17 protein-coding genes are annotated in these 14,837 nt (G+C 35.9%); 12 read left to right on the forward strand and 5 right to left on the reverse strand.

Features of this window, described 5'->3' with window-relative positions; genetic code table 11:
* Positions 1-73: 73 nt before the first annotated feature.
* The 5 genes from ACG916_RS12785 to ACG916_RS12805 are packed head-to-tail and all read right to left on the reverse strand — an operon-like array spanning position 74 to position 3,843.
* On the reverse strand, positions 74-772 hold the full coding sequence (locus tag ACG916_RS12785) for a hypothetical protein (RefSeq protein WP_419330070.1): 699 nt from the start codon (positions 770-772) through the stop codon (positions 74-76).
* Between the two features lie 39 nt (positions 773-811).
* On the reverse strand, positions 812-1,651 hold the full coding sequence (locus ACG916_RS12790) for an HNH endonuclease (RefSeq protein WP_419329075.1): 840 nt from the start codon (positions 1,649-1,651) through the stop codon (positions 812-814).
* Position 1,652: 1 nt separating this feature from the next.
* Complete coding sequence (locus tag ACG916_RS12795; RefSeq protein WP_419329076.1) at positions 1,653-2,054, reverse strand: (deoxy)nucleoside triphosphate pyrophosphohydrolase; 402 nt, start codon at positions 2,052-2,054, stop codon at positions 1,653-1,655.
* A gap of 41 nt (positions 2,055-2,095) precedes the next feature.
* Entirely contained in the window at positions 2,096-2,224 is a 129-nt protein-coding gene (gene xseB / locus ACG916_RS12800; protein ID WP_419329128.1) for an exodeoxyribonuclease VII small subunit, read from the reverse strand.
* 59 nt (positions 2,225-2,283) lie between these two features.
* Positions 2,284-3,843 carry a tyrosinase family protein gene (locus tag ACG916_RS12805; protein WP_419329077.1) on the reverse strand — a complete coding sequence of 520 codons (1,560 nt, stop codon included), beginning with the start codon at positions 3,841-3,843 and terminating at the stop codon, positions 2,284-2,286.
* Positions 3,844-4,515: 672 nt separating this feature from the next.
* Here ACG916_RS12805 and ACG916_RS12810 point away from each other — a divergent pair.
* The 12 genes from ACG916_RS12810 to ACG916_RS12865 all read left to right on the forward strand — a co-directional run bounded on the left by ACG916_RS12810 (position 4,516) and on the right by ACG916_RS12865 (position 14,835).
* A complete protein-coding gene (locus ACG916_RS12810) occupies positions 4,516-4,875 on the forward strand; it encodes a DUF6572 domain-containing protein (protein WP_419329078.1) in 360 nt (119 codons plus the stop codon).
* Positions 4,876-5,390: 515 nt separating this feature from the next.
* The gene (locus ACG916_RS12815; protein WP_419329079.1) at positions 5,391-5,777 is read left to right on the forward strand and encodes a hypothetical protein; all 387 of its coding nucleotides are present in this window, start codon (positions 5,391-5,393) and stop codon (positions 5,775-5,777) included.
* A gap of 44 nt (positions 5,778-5,821) precedes the next feature.
* Positions 5,822-6,292, forward strand: a complete 471-nt coding sequence (locus ACG916_RS12820) for a PDDEXK family nuclease (RefSeq protein WP_419329080.1) — start codon at positions 5,822-5,824, stop codon at positions 6,290-6,292.
* Positions 6,252-6,893, forward strand: coding sequence for a putative metallopeptidase (locus ACG916_RS12825; protein WP_419329081.1), 642 nt, complete (start codon positions 6,252-6,254; stop codon positions 6,891-6,893). The genes ACG916_RS12820 and ACG916_RS12825 overlap by 41 nt, the downstream gene beginning before the upstream one ends.
* 58 nt (positions 6,894-6,951) lie before the next feature.
* Positions 6,952-7,428, forward strand: a complete 477-nt coding sequence (locus ACG916_RS12830) for a DUF2280 domain-containing protein (protein ID WP_419329082.1) — start codon at positions 6,952-6,954, stop codon at positions 7,426-7,428.
* Positions 7,406-8,932: a phage terminase large subunit gene (gene terL / locus ACG916_RS12835; protein ID WP_419329083.1), complete on the forward strand. Its 1,527-nt coding sequence runs from the start codon at positions 7,406-7,408 to the stop codon at positions 8,930-8,932. The genes ACG916_RS12830 and terL overlap by 23 nt, the downstream gene beginning before the upstream one ends.
* An 8-nt stretch (positions 8,933-8,940) precedes the next feature.
* The gene (locus ACG916_RS12840; RefSeq protein WP_419329084.1) at positions 8,941-10,278 is read left to right on the forward strand and encodes a DUF1073 domain-containing protein; all 1,338 of its coding nucleotides are present in this window, start codon (positions 8,941-8,943) and stop codon (positions 10,276-10,278) included.
* Positions 10,223-11,032, forward strand: coding sequence for a phage minor head protein (locus ACG916_RS12845; RefSeq protein WP_419329085.1), 810 nt, complete (start codon positions 10,223-10,225; stop codon positions 11,030-11,032). Before ACG916_RS12840 ends, ACG916_RS12845 begins: the two co-directional genes overlap by 56 nt.
* Positions 11,033-11,114: 82 nt before the next feature.
* On the forward strand, positions 11,115-12,110 hold the full coding sequence (locus tag ACG916_RS12850; protein ID WP_419329086.1) for a DUF6602 domain-containing protein: 996 nt from the start codon (positions 11,115-11,117) through the stop codon (positions 12,108-12,110).
* Between the two features lie 70 nt (positions 12,111-12,180).
* Positions 12,181-13,368, forward strand: a complete 1,188-nt coding sequence (locus tag ACG916_RS12855; RefSeq protein WP_419329087.1) for a DUF2213 domain-containing protein — start codon at positions 12,181-12,183, stop codon at positions 13,366-13,368.
* A gap of 12 nt (positions 13,369-13,380) precedes the next feature.
* A complete protein-coding gene (locus ACG916_RS12860; RefSeq protein ID WP_419329088.1) occupies positions 13,381-13,851 on the forward strand; it encodes a structural cement protein Gp24 in 471 nt (156 codons plus the stop codon).
* A 3-nt stretch (positions 13,852-13,854) separates the two neighbouring features.
* Entirely contained in the window at positions 13,855-14,835 is a 981-nt protein-coding gene (locus tag ACG916_RS12865) for a major capsid family protein (protein WP_419329090.1), read from the forward strand.
* The last annotated feature ends 2 nt before the right edge of the window (positions 14,836-14,837 follow it).

Consider the following 14,837-nt stretch of genomic DNA (forward strand, 5'->3'; position numbering starts at 1 on the left):
TTTTGATTGTTGCTTCATCCATGTGAAGTACCTTTTGTAATTATCCTCTGAAGGATAAATGAAAATTAAGTACTTACACAAAATTTAGAACAGTCCCTTCTTTTTCGACAGAATCCCTAAGAAAAAAAGGTCTTGAGTAGTTTTCTGGAAGATACGTAATAATCTGTTTACTATCTAGATCGATTCCATAACATTTATAGTTACCACATAAGATTGGAGCTGTTCTCATAATTTTATTATTTACAGATACATAGCCTTCTTTGTACTCACAAGTAGTATTTGTTTGGATCCTCTTATATTCAGTAATTAACTCTTTTTTTCCTTTATCAAAGTAATGAATGATTATTAGAATTGTAAATAGAAAAATAAAGGAATAGATTAAAAAAATTCCCAGAAAACTATTCAGAAATCTAACAGTACTAAATTTCCATTCAGGTAAGTTAAATTGAATTTGATAGCATAAAGCTTTAATTCGATATCTCTCATTATTACGCTCAGAAGGATGAACTGCGAGTATGTGAAACAATAGAGCAATGAATAAAAAAAACATTAATTTTAATAATGACAACATTAATTCATTAAAGGATTCTAAGGCTAAATTAGATGTATCCAAGTAACCGATTAGTAATACTTCACTGTAATTCAAACCTAATGTTGCAATCTGGACTCTCAATGGTTCACAAATTCCTGAATAATAGGCAAATTGGCAAGCAAAGATCAAAGCAGGTAAATAGATTAAAAAGAAAGAAATTCTTTTAAGAAGATTTTCCATAATATTCTCATGATTAGTAATGTTATTAGACTGAATTAATTATTCGATAATTTTTTTATTAAGGTTCAAATTAGCAAGTATTAATTTTTTCTTATCTTGATCAGAATTCACAATGTGCATTTTCTTATGGCAATTAGGACATAAAGCAACTGTGTTCTCTAGCGTATCAGTGCCGCCGTGTGCTAACCATTCAATATGATGAGTCTCTAGGTAGGGCTCTCCATTTGCATCTTTAAAAGGAGCGGACTCTTCACATAACTGGCAAATACCATTGGCCAAACGTTTTGCTAGCTGAGCAATAGAATCAGAACGGATAAAATATTTTGTCTGCGTATTACGATAGCTGACTTCAATCTGTGATGAAGCTTTGGCATCTGTAATAAGTTGTTCAGTCGTTTTTCTCTTATATTTACGTTGTTTCTTCTGACTAGCTTTAACGATGGTTTCTGTACTAATAGCCGAATGAGGGTTAGATAGTTTAAGAGGGAAAATCCATACGGAACGATTTTCCTTATTAGCATCTGGTTGATTTCTTTGATATGGCTCACTTATAAGGGTAACAGGGCCTTGGTAGATATATTCTTTATCAGTAAATACTTCGAATAGATGAACAGAAACACTATTAGTATGGGACTCTGCAAGTGTTTTATTCTGGCTTTTAAGCTCCTGGTCTCCCAGTTGACCCATACCAGTGTAATGAAGCTCATCACCAATCCATCTATCTTCATAGATTGATTCAACGTGATTCGAAATGATGACTAAAGTATTTGTTTTAAGAGACCGGCGCATTCCGCCTTGTGGCGAACAACCGAAATATTCACAAAGTCCTGCATTGTCTAAAACAGTACCAGGCAGTAAATCTTTATAATTTTTTAACATCTTAAATTTGATTCTCAAGTAAGTAATTAACTATTGGCTTATCAGCTGCTGCCCAATCTAATGATAAAAGTTCAGATGAATTTAACCATTCTACTTTTTTATGCTCTTGTATTATAAGATTATTGATAGAATAAGTTTCACAAAGAAAAGTAATTAATTCAATTTTAAAGTTCGGGTATTCATGAGATACCGTGATTAGATGTTTCTTTACACGGATTAGTAAATTAAGTTCTTCAAAAACCTCTCGGACTATAGCTTGTTCTGATGTTTCATTAAGCTCAACTTTTCCTCCAGGAAATTCATATTTATTCGATAAATACTCATACTTATGATCTCCTTTAAGAGCACATAATATTTTCGTTTCATGAAGTATAACTGCGGCAACAACTTTAACAATTTTCATGTCTATTCTTTAAAAGTCTCATTCAATGCCTGTTGAAATGCTTATACAAGCGATTTGCATGCGTTGTAAACTGACATAGACTCCTCAACAATTTTTATTAAATTATCGATATCAGGTTCTTCTTGAGATATTAGCAATTCTGCATAGTTGCACTCAAGATATGGTTTTATAGTAAATAAAAAAGCACAATAATGTGCTTTTTTATATTTAGTAGCGCTTTTTGGTTAACTTACTTAGCAGTTTTTAACTCCAGACTAACATCAGAAATCTCAAATTCATGAGAAATTTTCGCTTTATTTTCAGTTGTAAGGCGGGAGTCAGGCTTAATGATAACTTTAATATTGTTAATATTCGCCCCTCTGCTAATCAATCTATTTATTTCTTCACTAATATCATATGTGTCTGAATTAGTGGTATCAGGATGAGTTCCGAAAAATGAAATAGCATCTACTAAAACTTCAGCTTTGATATCTGGTGCTTTTAGATAGATTTCATACAAACCATTAACAGAGGTAATAGTTTTAATTTTTCCTAAAATTAAACTACCTTCATAGACAGGGGTATCTTTTAAAGATTTTAAAACTGTATTTGAATTAAATGGAATTTCAATAGTTTGGTTTTGAATTTTCCCTGAATAATTAGAACTCAATTTCAATGTGTTTACATTACTTAAATTATTAGAAGCAGTTAATGGTGTTGCACAATCTTTAAAAGATTCATATCCATAGTCCATTTTTGCTACTAAATCCTGCATCTCTTGAACTGAATATTGTTTCACCGAACCATCAGGTTGAACAAAAGAGTATTTGATGCCGTTATCTTTAAATTGCGTATTATTGTGGCCCACGCTGTTCCAACAAGCCCAAATTCGATCAATATTTGAGTGATGTAGCCAGAATATAGGGTCTTGTGCAGCAGATGGAACTTGCCCCATTACAATATAATCCTTGTTTGCATCACCTACAGATAAATGAACTTTATTGTGAACGCCTCTTTCAAGGTTGTTTGAGAAACTATCCATTGATTGGGAATTCATTATATCTTTCAATTTTAGATATTCAGGTTTGATTCCTGTTTTTTGAACATCTTCCGAACGCCCTTCGACATATAAGCTATTGGAAGTGTTTTTAGGTGTATTAAATTCTTTTGGAAGAATAGACTTCTGTGCATTAGTTTGGTCTGTATAATCCCAGTAAGGTAGAGCGAAATTGGATGTTTTTTGGGTTTTCTGGGAAAGTAATTCACGTGCTATATTCTCAAACGAGTACACATAGACTCTATGCCAAAGAAGGAATAATGAATTATCTGCACCCCATTCATGACATAAATCCCAAGCTTGTATTTCACTCAATTTGCCATCTGAATCTTTAAAATATGCCAAAGTTTTAGAAGTGTGTTGATGGTCTTTTACATCATGTTTCATTTTACTGCCTAGATTGTAATTTTCTGGCTTTAAAGAAACAGACTGAATAAATTTTGATTTATTGTCTTTATCGTACGGATTAAAATATCCATGAATACCTGATTGAAAGTACCAATTACGACGATCTGTTTTTGGCAAATCTTTCATAAGTTTAACAGCTAGTTTGTAGTCTTCCAAATCCACATTATTAGGACTAAAAACGCTTTTTCTTACATATTTAATGCTTTGAGGGTTATCTTTTAAATCATTTTCAGTACTACTTACTGTTTTCAAATTTGAAGCTGTATCTGCAAATGAGTTAGTAACAGCTATGCTTAAGCACAATGTTGTTAATGATAAAATTAAATTCCTATTAAAATTCTTCATACACACCCCATTTTTAAATTTTAGTTTACTGTTTATTAAATTTATATAAATAAATAATTGATATTTATATATTTTTATAATAGATGTTTTTTTAATCAATACAAGTGTGAATTATCTAAATAATAATTTTTTTAAAAGCTTCATCTTCTTGACCTTGTACAAAGTGTATGGCATATTTCTGCTATAGTGGACGAAGTTATGGTAATCCACTAAATATCACACAAGTGATTAATAACGAAACAGCACGCATACAAGAAGTAGGAGCGTGGTTTTATATCACATAAGTGATTACTAATTAAGAGCTCACAAAAATGTGGGCTTTTTTGTTTTCTATCCATGGATATATTGCAGAAAAGTGACAACATAGTAAAATTTACATAGCAATTTCTGGGGGATAGCTAATGTGGAATTTTATTAAAAGTTTTAATTGTATAAATGTTTGGTTGATTTTGGCTTTGATTGCACTTGGTTTCGTATTATTTCTTTATTTTACTTAAAACAATAGGTGTTAAACTCCTACCGATAAATAGGAAAACACATGAATATTTGCATCGGTGGCGAACAAGAATGGTCAAGAATCCAAGGTGGGATACTTTCAAATAAAATAAGGAAGCAGTGCCATTTATAATTTTAATTTTACGACCAAATAATTACCTTAAGTAGGACATTGATATGAGTATCACGAATCTTGATGAAATAGACTATATTGCCTATATTCCAGAGGAGAGGCATTTAAAATTAATGATTTTAGATAGTTACTTTTGGGATGATGATAGTGTGGGTAATAGTGATATAGATGAAAGGAATACAGCTCATGCTCAATTACTAACCGATAAGATTAATTTATATGTAAAGTACATTTTTTCAGATGAAATTGCGGAGAAATTTGGTTCTCATGAAATTGAAAAAACAAGTATTGAGATAATTCAACCAAATGAATTTAATGCATTTAGCAAACTTTTTTTTGATGATATTAAAGATTTTTTAGCTAAAAATAATATAGTGATAACTTATCGAGTTTTTGAAGAATAATACATTGCATTAAATTGATTAAAAAATGGTATAAGCGTCTCGCTCATAACGGGGAGATAATCAGTTAAAATCTGATAAGGCCCACCTAATCAGGAGAACAATATACTCCGAATAAAACAAATCTTCCGCCGTCACGTTTGGGTATATTCAGATTTCTTTACAGTGAGAGAGTGTCGGAAGTGTGGGAAGGTGATTAGTTCCTCATAATTTTAACAAATAGTAAGTTTGAGCTAAATTGTTCTACAAACTAGTGAACAATAATTTGAATAAATGTTAAAAAATACTATAGGTTAATTGATGTGTTCCTGATCCCCTCTGAACAAGAATGTCTTAATTAATCTTAAAACCCCTTCCGAGGGGTTTTTTAATGCCTAAAGGAAAGTGGGATGAAAAACCAACACCAAAATTCAAGCACTTCCGTGAAATTTGTAAAAAGAAAAACATTTTTTAGTTGAGAATGTTCAGATTAAAATATAAAGTAAAAAAGAATGTGATTAATAATAAGCGACATAATTATGAAATTTATAATTTTATTAACAAGTATTGCTTTTTTCGTCTCAGGTTGTGTTAACTCCCCAACAGGAACTTTACCAGGGAGTAGTAATAGAGTAGCCACGATTAGCGATAAAATGAGTAAAAGAGTAGGGCAATCAGAAATCACTTTAGTGAGTGAATTAGGTCCACCTGATTATAACTATACTGCTTCAAATGGTTCAAAAATTATATCTTATGAAGTGGATTGGGGTATTGGAGCAAACTCACCACTTTGTGTAATGAAGTATTTAATCGAAAATGGTATTGTAACTAAATGGGGTAATAAAGGTTGTCCAAAACGTTTCACTCTTAAAAACCAAGAACTTATTCCAAATTCGATACCAATTCCAAAACCAACACTTAATTAAATATTAATAACCTCCTTCGGGAGGTTTTTTATTGGGTACCATTTATGGAAATTAGCCAATACACCAGCCTAACTAAAAAGCAGATAGTTAAAACAAAACCAAGAACAAGACCACTGCCGAAAGCAAATGAAAAATACTTAGAAGCTTTTGAGGATTTGGAGCGTGCCTTACAGGTTTTGGATATTAAATATGAAAAGTTATTTCAGTTTGAATCTACCAAAAATTGGCGTTTTGACTTCCATTTAATTGAGTATCGAATCCTAGTTGAAATAGCTGGTGGACCTTGGTCAACTGGTAGAAAAAGAAAACAAATTTCGCATGATGCAGATCGTGAATACACCGCATATGAAATGGGATTTACTGTAGTTCGGTTGGAGTCAGCAGCTAGATTTAAAATTAATGAAGCTGGACCATTGCAGATACAAGCGAGCTTTGCACAGCAATGGCTTGAAAATTTAAAGAGGCATACATTTAATGAGCCAAATAAGACCATTTCCACCGACAGAGCTGATTGATCAAGCTGAGGAAGAAGAAGCGATTCGCTTGGCACCCGCCGTGGATCTTAAAGAATGGGTGATAACTAATTTCTTAACTCTTGGTGGCGTATTACATAACCCTGACCATGATCACATAGCAGAGCTATTACACGACGATGAAACCTTTTTAGCATTCGCTTGGGCTTCATCTGCCACCGTAGCTAAAAAAAGGATGGTACTTGGTCAGTGTGAAAAGGTCATGTTTAACCAGGGCGGTTGGCGTAAAGCTCGACAAGAACAACAAATGCGCGACTGGTTTGGTTTTGTTCCCATTTATCTCATTACGGTTGATGCAAGTTTCTGTGAACGTTCGAATGATCTTGAATTTTGTGCTTTGATTGAGCATGAGCTATATCACATTGGTGTAGAGCGTGATGAAGATGGGGAAATACTCTATAGCGATCATACAGGCTTACCAAAACACTATTTAGCTGGTCATGATGTAGAAGAATTTATCGGGGTGGTCAAACGTTGGGGAGCTAGCGAGAACGTCAAGCGAATGGTTGAGGTCGCTAAAAATCCGCCGTTTGTTTCAGACTTGGAAATAACGAAATGCTGCGGAACATGTCTAATTAATTGAGCTGAACGGCTCTTTTTTTTGGCTATTTAGGTGGACGTAGGTGGACGGATGATGATTTATGGCAGCTCTAAAAAAAGAGGTCAAACTCTTTATAGTTCGGTCACTTGCTGTATTTAACACACCGTCAGAAACAGTGGAGCTCGTCCACCAAGATTACGGGATAAAAGTTACTAAGCAGCAATGTGAAAAATATGATCCTACAAAACGATCAGGTGAGAATCTCAGTGAAGAATTGAGGCTTGATTTTGAAAAGACGCGTGAAATGTTTTTAGGTAAACCCGAAAGTATTCCAATAGCGAACTTGGCAGTGCGACTTCAGCGATTAGAGAATCAATACCAAAAGCACTCAAAGAATCGTGTAGCAGCTTTAAATATTCTTAAACAAGCTGCTGAAGATATAGGTGGTAAATATACCAATAAACAGGAAATAACCGGCGCAGGCGGTGGGCCACTTCAAAGTGAAAATTCAACCTATGTAACTGCCACAAAAGAGCAAGTAAGGCAGGTTATGGATGAACTCGAAAGTAAATACTAGCTTGCTGGAAATGCAGATAGAACAAGAGCGATGTGAAAAGGAGCATTTGTTCTTTACACGCCGTTTTTTTCTATCTCGTATGGGGTTTAAATTTTCAGTCAATTGGCACCATGAGTATATTGCCGACAAAATTGATGAGGTGATAACTGGAAAGGTTAAAAACCTAGTTATTAATGTTCCACCTGGTAGTGGTAAGACTGAACTTTTAACAAATCTTATTGCCCGTGGTATTGCTAGAAATGTCCGATCAAGATTTTTATATTTGTCTTTTTCCCAGTCATTGGTTGAGGATGTTTCAGCAACTGCACGAAATATTGTTAAGTCCGAAGATTATCAAAACTTATGGCCAGTGAAAATCTCCACCAGTACGGATGCAAAATCAAGTTGGAAAACTACTGTCGATGGTTATGATGCAGGGCATGTTTATTCTGCATCGATGGGCGGTCAGGTAACAGGTCGTCGTGCCGGTACTTTAGCCAATGATGGTTTTACCGGGGCAATCATTCTTGATGACCCGTTAAAGCCTGAGGATGCTTTTAGCCAAACGGCTAGACGGAAAGCGAACCGTAAAATTCTAAATACGGTCAATTCACGTAAAGCACGTTCTGATACACCAATCATATTGATCATGCAGCGGCTACACGTTGAAGATCCAACAAACTTTGTGATGACGGGTAATGTTCCTGGTGAATGGGAACAGATCAGCATACCTGCATTAATTGACGATGATTATATTAATCAATTGCCTGAAAACATTCAGCGAAAAATCCCGCGTGATGTTGAACGAGATGAATTAGGCCGCCAAAGTTATTGGCCATTGAAAGAATCATTGCAATCTCTGTTGCAGTTAGAGATGGGTGGCCAAGATAAGGATGGAGCCACTGTCTCCCGTTACACATTTGCCAGTCAATATCAGCAAGCACCTAAAAAACTTGGTGGTGACTTGGTTAAAGCTGAATGGTTTGGGCGTTATCTAAAATTACCTGTTTTGAAATGGCGGGCAATATGGGTTGATACGGCGCAAAAGACCAAAGAGCATAATGATTATTCAGTGTTTTTGTGTGGTGGTCTTGGACATGACGGCAAGCTTTATATCATTGATGTAAAGCGTGGTAAGTGGGAAGCACCAGAGTTGATCAAGGAAGCCAAGCTATTTATCAATAAGCATAAAGAATCCAATACAGAAATTGGCAAGCTTCGATATATGGCCATTGAGGATAAAGCCTCTGGTACAACGCTGATTCAAACCATTTCAAGACAAACTACATTGCCTATCCGAGCCATTCAACGAAGCATAGATAAACTCACACGCACAATGGATGTAGTGTTTTATGTTGAAGATGGCATGGTCATGTTGCCAGCATCTGCGCCATGGCTATTGAACTATGTAGAAGAGATTGAAGGATTAACCGCTGATATGACACATGATCATGATGATCAGTGGGATCCTACCATTGATGCAATTAATGACACTGTTGCAAGTAAGCCAACTGTATTTGATTAGGAAAAATTATGGCTAAGAAAAATAAGCCTGACGCTATCGGCGATGCAGGGGCTTACACTAATTTTGTGTCAAACATTGGCACAGGACGAGACAAGGCATCATATGGGCATTTTGTACGCCGTGATATTGCTGATGATCAGCTTGAAGCAGTTTATCAGGATTGGTTAGCGCGCCGTATTGTGAACCGTCCTGCTAGTGATATGTTACGTGCTGGATGGTTCTATGAAGGGATTCAAGGCAATGATTTATTAAAACTTACAGAAGCTTGTGAAGAATTCAATCTGAACAAGATTTTACTATCTAGTTTGATTTTATCTCGCTTATACGGTGTTGTGTATGTATTACTTGGTACTGCTGACGGTAAAACTTTAGATCAGCCATTTGAGCTGAATAAGCTTGGAATTGGACGTTTAGAGTTTTTCACTGTGATTAAGAAGAAATACATAACTGCCGATAAGACTAGGTACTTACCACCTCAAGAATGTGGTGGATTACTTAAACAGCCTGAGTTTTATAAGTTACGTTTTGATGATGGTAAGCCAGAGCAGAGAATTCACCACACCCGTTTAATTAAGATTTGCCATGCGGATGTCGTGAATGAAGAGCCTCAAAGCATCTTACAGGAAGTGTATAACGACCTATTAGACCATGCTAGTGTGAAACGTGGTGCTGCAAGTCTGGTGCATGAAGCAAAGATCGATATTATCCGTACACCAAGTTTGATTGAAAAAATCACAGATGATCTTAGAGCAGTAACTGACCGTTTTCTAAGTGTGGGATTGCTCAAAAGTCTTAACGGTCTATTGGTTTTGGATAAAGAGGAAGAGTACGACTCTAAATCATACACTTTCGGCGGCTTGCCTGAAATGATGCGTGAATTTTCGATTCAAACGTCAGGTGCTGCAGATATTCCATATACTATTTTGTTTGGTCAATCACCTGCAGGTTTAAATGCCACAGGTGAGCATGACACACGTAATTACTATGATGGGATTGCAACAAAACAAGTATGGGATTTTAAGCCGGTATTATTAAAGTTTCTCGCCGTGATTTGCCAAGCTACATTTGGTCGGCAATTTACAGGCTTGAATGTGGTTTTTAATCCATTGTGGCAATTGGACGCAAAGGTACGTTCAGAGGTTGAGAAAAACAATAAGGAGCGAGACCAAGGCTATCTAGATATGGGCATTTTGACCGAACCACAAATTGCACGTCAGCTACAAATTGATGGTGTTTATTCTGTGATTGATGATGCTCATATCAAGTTGCTTGAATCGATGGTGAATACAAATGACGACAATAATCCAACTGCTAAAGCCCCAACTCCAACAGATCCAGAAGAGTAAACGAGGCAGAAAGACAAAGCTAAAGCCAATTAAGGTTAATCGCCGTACTGAGCTTTATTACACCAGACAGCTTTTAGCGATCGCTCACTATTGCCAAGAACAAACCAAGGAGATAGTTTTACCAGCAATTGGCGAAAATATTGGTGATAGTTGGTTTAGTGAGATGTTATCGAAAATACGAGATAAGATAGTTCGATATGTTTCTGAAACGTCAAAGCCATTGGCAACTAAGGTTGTAAATGATGTTAGACAAGATGTGGATAGTCAAATTGCCAATCATACAAAATCCTCAATCGGTGTCGATTTAACACCTTTTTATCAAGCAAGTGATATTCAGCCAACAGTAGATCAGTGTATTGCTGCCAATGTATCGCTAATTAGGTCGATACCCCAGCAGTATTCCGATAAATTGGAAGCATTGGTTTTGAATGCTTTGCAGACTGGACAAACCAACGATGAGCTTGCTTTAGAAATACATAAGCTTGGACAATCTACAGAGTATAGTGCACGTTTAATTGCTGCAGATCAGATGGGCAAGATTAATTCTAATATCAACAAGCAACGACAGTTGGCTTTAGGTGTTGAATCTTATACATGGCAGACTGCCAAGGATGAGCGAGTGCGAACAGATCACAGAAACAAGCAAGGCAAAACTTTCCGGTGGGATGATCCGCCAAGCTGTGGACATCCTGGTGAACCTATTCGCTGTCGGTGTGTGGCGTTGCCAAATTATGAGGATATTTTGGTTGACTAAATATTTGAATTTTATAATTTACGATGGTTTTTATATTTATAATCAAGTATTTTGGGATCTTAATCCAAGATGAATGCAATAAATGAGTATAATTTCTGAAAAGTTCAATGCAAAAATTACTTCTCTCAAAGAAGAGTTTCAAATAAATAAAGATGTTGTTCACCAAGGGATTAAAGGCGGTCTTAATGAAGTTGAATTTTCAAATTTGGTTTCAGAAATAATTCCAAAAAAATTTAAGATATCAAAAGGAATTATAGAAAATATAGAAGGCGAGCAATCAAATGAAACTGATTTTTTTATATATGATGATGAAATTCTCCCTCCGTATATAAAAAATGATTTAGCATTTGTTCCAGTTGAAGCAACTAAATATGTTTTTGAGATAAAAAGCATATTAAATTCAACTGAATTAAAGACGACTATTTCTAAATTTTCAAAATATGCTGATTTAGGGGGGAGAGCACCAACTGTCTTATTTTCATTTTCAACTGATATACAGGGAAGTGAGTTAGATAGGTATAGAAAAAATGATGCTAATTTTTATACTTATCCAGAACTAATGGTTTTATGCGTCTCTGATAAGGGTTATTACTACAAAATGGTGGAGGAGAAGTATTTAATAGAAATTTTGCCCATAGAAGAATTTATTAAAAATGTTAAAAAAGAAGAGGATTTCAAGCTTAAGGTTGGGGATACCACAATATCTTTCGATAATTTAAAGCAAACCAATCTAACAATAAATAGTGATTCGCTTAAGTTAAATGGGATCGATTACTCAAAGATAAAATATAAAATACATAGGTGGTTTGGTGTTGAGAATGCTGGAAATATTATTGAGTTATCATTATTATCCGGAATTTCAAATACATTGTGCAAAGAGAAGTTTGGGAAATACTTACTTCATGGCAAAGACCCAGTTTTTAAAGTTTTTTCAATCTGTTTTGAAGATATGTGGGGTAATATAAGTTGTCAAGATTTTGATCCAAATGGTCTGTCTTATAATTTGACTGATATTGAATTTACTTTTTCATCAAATAAAGAAAACCACAAGCTTCTTTTTAATTTAAAAAGCAATTGAAAACTTAAATACGAATAAAGTTTAAATCCAAAAGCCCACCGAACGGTGGGTTTTTTTATGAGCGCAATTTATGAAAATCCTATACCAACTCAAAATTGGCGACTTTGCACCAAGTGAATCATCACGCTCATTTACCAAAGAAGGGTATTTAAAATGCGTCAATGTTCGCTTGGCTAAAGCACCACAGGTACGTCAGTACTACGCCTACGAATTCCCATCATTAGAGGGATTCACGGCAGATCAGAACATTAATGTATACACACCTGCAGATGAACTTTTTAAGCCTGAGACTATACAAAGTTTCAAGGGTGTAGATGTTACTGACTATCACCCACCCAAAAATGAAATTAATGCGTCTAACTGGAAAGATTATCACATTGGCTATTGTGAGAACGTGCGTCAAGAAGGTGATTATTTGGTGGGTGATTTACTCATTAAAGATAATACCAGCATTGACTTAATTCAAAGCAATGAGCGCATTGAGATGTCGCTAGGCTATGCAGCCATATTAGTAGTGGAACAAGGTATGGCGCCAGATGGTACGCCGTACCAAGCGAAGTTCATTAATTTTACAGGCGATCACATGGCACTGGTGAAATACGGTCGCTGTGGTGGTGATTGTCGCATCGGTGACCAAAAACCAAACCCAAAGGGGAAAACAATGGAAGTAGAAGTAAATGGTATCCGCTTCGATATTGGTGATAACAAGCCTTTAGCGGATGCTTTAAACATTCAAAAACAACAATTGGAAAATTTTAAAGCCGTCAAATTAAAAGTAGGTGATAAGCAATTTTCTATTGGTGATGAATTACCTGCAGTGCAAGCGGTCGTTGATCAATTACATACAGACAAAGCAACGCTTGAACAGAAAGTCGGTGATTTAGAAAAAAATCAGATGACACCTGAAAAGTTAGAAAAGGCTGCATCGGAACGTGCAGCTGTTATTGCGGATGCCAAAGCATTATTGCCAACAGTTAAAACAGAAGGCTGTAGTTGTGAGCAGATCAAACGTGAAGTGATTGCATCAAAAACAGGTGACAACCTTGTGACTGCAGTATTAGGTGGTGTTGCTGTGGGTGATGCAAAACCTGATCAGGTTGATATTGTTTTTCGTGCATTGTCAGCGGTCAAAGGTGTTACTCCAGCAAACTTTGTCAATGATGCGCTGAATATTCAGCAACAACAAAACATTGGTGATGGTAAGCCTAATGAACAAAAGCCAAGTACAAAAAAAGATGCTTGGAAAGAGAAATTTTAAGGAGTAATTAGCATGTCATTAACACCTCAAGCGATTCCTGGTATGCGTGCACGTTTGCATATGCCTGAAGAAATCCTATCTTTGCCTGTTTCAGGTGATGAAGTTTTAAGTGATGGTGATGTTGTTGTGCAAACATCAGATGGAAAAACAGTTAAATCTGTAACTGATGCATCCAATACAAAATTTGGAGTCGTCGTTTTCCAGCACATTGGAAAATCGGGCAAAAATTCTAAAGGTAAAGAAGCTTATCAAAAACTTGATTGTGCACCGATCATGCAAATTGGATCTATATGGGTAAAACCTACAGCACCTGTGACCAACATCAATGCAAAGGTATATGTTCGCACCTCAAATCCAACAGCTGTAGCGCCGTTGGGCTCTTTATCTTCTGAAGCTACAGATTCAACTGAATTACCAAATTCAGTATGGGAGACCATCACCGGTTCTGATGGTCTAGCAATTCTTCGTTTACGTGGAGCGTAATACATGTCTAAAGAATTAGAACAAATGAAGCTTCGTTTATCTGCAGTAGCACATAGTGTTAAAGCTGCAGTGGGTGATGCATTCAATTTAGATACATTTGCCAAGTTACTGATCAAACTTGAATCAGTAGATGAAATGTCTCCTCAATTAGCAGAAGCACAGGCCTATGCTAAATACTTACCAATTGAAGGTTTAGCTGGTGCGGTGGTTGGTTCAGCCAGTGTTTTGCAACGTAAACGTGGTGCTGGCCGTGGTAAACGTCACTCTGGTTTAGGTAATGATGTGCCTTTGGCAGAGGTAATGTATGACGAAGTAAAACTCACCGTACAAGTTGGTGTGATTGGATATGAAACTTCAATCTTTGAAACTGCCGCCGCTCTAAAAGCTGGAATTGCTTTAGCAACCGACAAAATCACTGCAACACGTCTAGCTTTTGAAAATCACATGAGTGATGTGGCATGGTTTGGTGAGGCTGAAACAGGTCTGAATGGCTTTTATAATCAAACTGGTGTGGAAGTATTGGCATCAACTGTTGATTATGTAACTGCAACCATTGAAGTCGTTTTGGCAGATATTAATAAAGCCATTAAAGGTGCAAATAATGCATCTAAGTTTGATGGTAGTGTTCAGCCAGATACATTTGTAATGCCTGAAAATAAATTTACCATCTTGGCCAGCCGTATTGTTCCTGATTCAGCGGGTAAAACCTTCCTTGAATACATCAAGGAAAAGAACACCTTTGCGATGCAAAATAAAACACTTAATTTTGCTTCAGAAAGTTATTTGGAAGGTAAAGGTGTTGGAGGAACAGATCGAAGCATTATTTATCGCCGTGATCCAAACTGCATAACTTTCCGTTGTAATGATTTGGAGTTCTTAGCAGCACAGCCAATCAATTATGTGATGCGTACACCTGGGCATTATATGTATGAAGGTGTTTATCTAAAACGTGTCGACTCTCTTCGTTACTATGATGTTGAATAAGG

The organism is Acinetobacter legionensis (assembly GCF_048552295.1).
GTDB lineage: Bacteria > Pseudomonadota > Gammaproteobacteria > Pseudomonadales > Moraxellaceae > Acinetobacter.